Below are 719 nucleotides of genomic sequence, written 5' to 3'. Positions count from 1 at the left end.
GTGGGCTTCGTCGCCAACCAGCCGATGGTGCTGGCGGGCGTGCTCGACTCCGACGCCTCGCGCAAGGCCGCGCGCTTCGTGCGGTTCTGCGATGCTTTCAACATCCCGATCGTGACCTTCGTCGACGTGCCGGGCTTCCTGCCGGGTACCGCGCAGGAATATGGCGGGCTGATCAAGCACGGCGCCAAGCTCTTGTTCGCCTATTCGCAGTGCACGGTGCCGCTCGTCACCATCATCACCCGCAAGGCCTATGGCGGCGCGTTCGACGTGATGGCGTCGAAGGAAATCGGCGCCGACATGAACTACGCCTGGCCGACCGCGCAGATCGCCGTGATGGGCGCCAAGGGTGCGGTGGAGATCATCTTCCGCAGCGACATCGGCGACCCCGACAAGATCGCCGCGCGAACCAAGGAATACGAAGACCGCTTCCTGTCGCCCTTCATCGCCGCGGAGCGCGGCTACATCGACGACGTCATCATGCCGCATTCGACACGGCGTCGGATTGCGCGCGCACTGGCGATGCTCAGGGATAAGAAGGTCGAAATCCCCGCGAAGAAGCACGACAATCTGCCGCTGTGACCATGTTCAAGAAAATCCTGATCGCCAACCGCGGCGAGATCGCCTGCCGGGTCATCAAGACTGCGCGCCGTATGGGGATTGAGACGGTTGCCGTCTACTCCGAGGCCGACCGCGACGCGCTGCATGTCGAGATGGCCGAC

2 protein-coding genes are annotated in these 719 nt (G+C 64.0%); both read left to right on the top strand.

Annotated features, from left to right (window positions below):
• Positions 1-579, top strand: a 579-nt coding sequence (locus FNJ47_RS46355; RefSeq protein WP_283811395.1) for a carboxyl transferase domain-containing protein, incomplete at its 5' end; no start/stop codon positions are given.
• A 2-nt stretch (positions 580-581) separates the two neighbouring features.
• Positions 582-719, top strand: a 138-nt coding sequence (locus tag FNJ47_RS46350; protein ID WP_163163491.1) for a biotin carboxylase N-terminal domain-containing protein, incomplete at its 3' end; no start/stop codon positions are given.

This window comes from Bradyrhizobium uaiense (assembly GCF_010811875.1).
Taxonomy (GTDB): Bacteria; Pseudomonadota; Alphaproteobacteria; order Rhizobiales; family Xanthobacteraceae; genus Bradyrhizobium; species Bradyrhizobium uaiense.
Note: the sequence above shows the minus strand (reverse complement) of the source record. Positions and strands in the feature narration are given on the sequence as shown.